Raw genomic sequence first — 3,005 nt, 5'->3', positions numbered from 1 at the left:
TGGTGACGTTCCAGGCGCGCATGGTGCGTCCTAGATGCCATGTGACGGCTTGGGTGCTGTAGTCGGTGTTCTTGGCTATTTCGTTGTTCGACTGGCCTTGTGCGGCCAGGAGCACCATGTCGAGGTCCGGTTGTTTCAGTCGCCCTTGTACGGGGACCAGATCGGTCACCGGGTCCACCATGCCGGTGGTCTTAGCGGTCTTAGCGGTCTTAGCGGTCTTAGTGGTCTTAGCGGTGTTGGTGGTGAGTGCTTCTTTTGGGTGAGTACTGGGGTGTACGGCCGACGGGGCTGGTGATGGTGTTGTAGGAAGCCCGGATGGGGTGTTGTTGGTGGTGGTCCAGGTGGTGATCCAGTAGCCGGAGAGTTCGACGGCGATGATGGATGCGCGGCTCAGGAGCAGGGCCATCCGTTGGGCGGGGATCATGGTGTGGTGTGTGCGCAGGAACGCCGCGAAAACTTTGATGGCCGGTAGTGAACCGTGGAGAGCGGTGTGCAGGGGTACGTGGGCGGTCGTGGAGGCAGCGGAGTAGCGGATTGTTTCGATGATGCTGGGGTTCAGGGATTCGCCGGTATCGACGCTGTGCAGGACGTTGCGCAGGACCGCCGGGACGATGTCGTGGTAGGTGCCGGCCAGCCATTGCCCGCCCGGTGTTTTCTCGAAGTTCTCTTCCCGGGTGAGTGCTGCGTGGAGTTCCTCGCAGTGATCGCTGAGCCGATCCATCGCGGTGCCTGCCTTTGTGTCGTTGTTCCTGCCTTGGTGATCCTAGAGGGGCAGGGGAAGGTTTAGCCGAAGGTCTAACCCTGCTCGTGAGGCGTTGTTTCTGATCCTGTGGTGAAGAAGAGTGGTCATAACAACGCACCATTGACGGGTGAATGAGGAGGAACGATGTTGAGGAAAGCGAAAGCAGCACTGATGGCGTTGACCATCGGCGTGGGCTCGCTCGGGGCGGTAGCTGTAGCGCCGGCACCGGCTCAGGCCGCAGGGATCGGTCACTGCACGTCGTTGACGCTGGTCGATGAGTCCTGGGGTGCACCGAACAAGTACGTAGCCGGTAGTTGCACACCCCCTAACCCGGGGCCCGGGGCAAAATTGAAGCTCATCGTTGACTGCCATATCGGGGCTACGAGGAATGTGAATGTCACGCTCAACAGTGGGATGTCCTTCAAGGTCGCCCACGGCTGTGTCGGTGGGGCCAGTCACGTGACCTACAGCCCGACCTGAGCCACCACACTGATCACACCCGGACCAGCACAGTCACCGGCGAACCTAGACCAGCACAGTCATCGGCGGACCTTATGCGTTCGCCTCAGGGGAAGGACACATCATGAACAGTCTGAAAAGAAGAATCGCCGCGGTGGCCGCAGCGACAGCGATCGGGGCGACCGCGCTCATCGGATCAGCCCCCGCAGCCCAAGCCGGTGTCGGTGGGTGCTCATCCCTGGCATCGGACGGCAAGTACATCGTCGGATCCTGTACTGCGGACAACCCCGCACCCGGGGCGACCATCAAGGTTGGGTACTCCTGCGCCGGGTTGAAGAAAGGCTCGCAACTCACCCGCGACATTGTCGTCGGGTATGGATCATCCTTCAAAGTCAAAACCGGGTGCCTCACCTGGGTCACCGACGTCCACCGACTCAACGGCTGAACGCTTCAACGGCTGAACGCCTGAACATAGCCTTCACCACAACCCCCCAAAGCAGCCTCAGCCCGTCAACCACGGACTGAGGCTGCCTCACGTCATAGGGCGGGCATCAGAGTGCGGCGGACTTATCGGCACCGACGGGCCTAGCTCCGCAAGATCCTCGAGCGGTAGCGGTAGCGGTAGCGGTGTCGGTACAGGGTGGGTGGCCAACCACTCACGGGCCTCCAGATTATTGATCCTGCGGTAGAGAGTCGCCCTGGACATGCCCAGGTCCCGGGCGACGTGAGCAGCTGGCTGGCCCTGATCGATGAGCCGGCGGGCGTTACTGATCTGACTGTCGGAGAAGGTCTGGCGGCGGCCACCGAGATCCATGCCCGCAGCTCGGCGTTTGGTGTTGGAATCGTTCACGCGTTCGCGTTTGATCTCGAGTTCCATCTGCGCCAAGGCCGCTATGACGGTGAAGACCATGGATCCCATGGGTGTCCCAGTGTCCACGCTCCCGCCCCCGAGGTTCAGGACGCGAAGGTTCACGTCCTGGGCGCGGAGGGTGTCGGCGAGGGCGAGCATGTTCGCCCTCGACCTACCCAACCGGTCCAGGGTCGTCACGACCAGGGTGTCGCCCTTATGCAGTGCCTCCAGGGCCCGGTCGAACTGGGGCCGGCGTGCCTGGGCACCACTGACCCCCTGATCGACGTAGAGGTCATCACGAGGCACCCCGGCCGCGAGGAGGTCCTGGATCTGCCGGTTCGTGTCCTGGCCCCGGGTCGAGACCCGGGCATACCCGATCAACCTGCCCATGCTTGCTCCTTCAACTGAAAGTACCTCGCGATTCCGAAACTGATTGCTGCAGGTGACCGACGGACCTGGAAACGCTTTATGCACTCGGAATCTGTCTTGCAACCGACCCTAACGTCGCGAAACCAGGCCCCTCCTTATGGAGCATGGTAGCAAGACAGAATCCGGTCTGTAATGGCGGGGGAGGGGTGATGTCTCGACGGAGTGTGTCGCATGCCATGGGATGTGAGGTATCCGGCTGCTGGGTGCGGGTTCCCTGTATGTGCTCGAGTAGAAGGCGGAGGGGCCAGCATCGTGTGAGGTTGGTTGCAGAGAGGAACGGGGGGGGTGGGGTAGGGCGTTGACAGAAGTACATCCCTCGTCCCGAAAGGTGAACTCCTGCGCATCCTTCTGACCGGTATCGATGGTTCCGGTAAAAGCACCGCAGCTCGTGAACTGCAGAACGCCATCCATGACCAGGGCCATGAGGCCATGATGCTGAAGACCGCCGGTGGAAGGAAAACGACGACCGGCTGGTGGGAGGCACTGGGATGGGCTCCTAGTACCCGCTGGCAGGACCGTATCGAG

The 3,005-nt window shown here is 61.6% G+C and carries 3 protein-coding genes and 1 pseudogene; 2 read left to right on the top strand and 2 right to left on the bottom strand.

The features are described from left to right. Positions 1 to 721: hypothetical protein (locus tag AC792_RS00280; protein WP_049828608.1), on the bottom strand; the 721-nt coding region annotated here is incomplete at its 3' end. A 604-nt stretch (positions 722 to 1,325) separates the two neighbouring features. Here AC792_RS00280 and AC792_RS16670 point away from each other — a divergent pair. Next, positions 1,326 to 1,646, top strand: coding sequence for a hypothetical protein (locus AC792_RS16670; protein WP_152915927.1), 321 nt, complete (start codon positions 1,326 to 1,328; stop codon positions 1,644 to 1,646). Positions 1,647 to 1,868: 222 nt separating this feature from the next. On the opposite strand, the pseudogene AC792_RS00270 reads toward AC792_RS16670, so the two are convergent. Further along, positions 1,869 to 2,441: pseudogene (locus AC792_RS00270) on the bottom strand (recombinase family protein); the annotation flags it as partial. A 375-nt stretch (positions 2,442 to 2,816) separates the two neighbouring features. On the opposite strand from AC792_RS00270, the gene AC792_RS18070 reads away from it, so the two are divergent. Continuing rightward, the coding region (locus AC792_RS18070; protein WP_152915928.1) for an adenylyl-sulfate kinase at positions 2,817 to 3,005 on the top strand (189 nt) is incomplete at its 3' end.

Origin of the sequence: Arthrobacter sp. RIT-PI-e (genome assembly GCF_001187915.1) — a bacterium.
Classification (GTDB): domain Bacteria; phylum Actinomycetota; class Actinomycetes; order Actinomycetales; family Micrococcaceae; genus Arthrobacter_D.
This window is presented reverse-complemented; position numbering and strand designations above follow the sequence as displayed.